The organism is Dyadobacter sp. SRI_021, from assembly GCF_057586235.1.
In genome coordinates this window covers 1-295 of record NZ_JBYCZM010000056.1, presented here as the reverse complement: position 1 = coordinate 295, position 295 = coordinate 1, and the positions used below count along the sequence as shown (strand labels likewise).

At 52.9% G+C, this 295-nt stretch carries 1 protein-coding gene; it reads left to right on the top strand.

Annotated elements, in window-relative coordinates:
- Positions 1 to 19: 19 nt before the first annotated feature.
- Positions 20 to 295, top strand: a 276-nt coding sequence (locus tag AC2YIT_RS32250) for a galactose-binding domain-containing protein (RefSeq protein WP_487281955.1), incomplete at its 3' end; no start/stop codon positions are given.

Below are 295 nucleotides of genomic sequence, written 5' to 3'. Positions count from 1 at the left end.
GAAAGTTAGAAATACCGATCTGCCGTCGAATGTTGGGGGCAATATCACCAGGGTCCGGTTGTCTCCCCGTACCGAATGCTGTATGGACCGCATCCTAGGCAGTGTAATTCAAGGATCCAATGATATGTCAAACCCCAACGGCTGGACTACCCTGGCCACGATTAGCCAGACGCCCGCTGCCGGCTGGAACGAGTACCCTATCCGGACGACAACTGCCTGGCGGTACGTACGGTTCTTGGCAGGTACCAACAGCTACGGGGAATTGAAAGAACTGGAATTTTACAATGGAAATGTG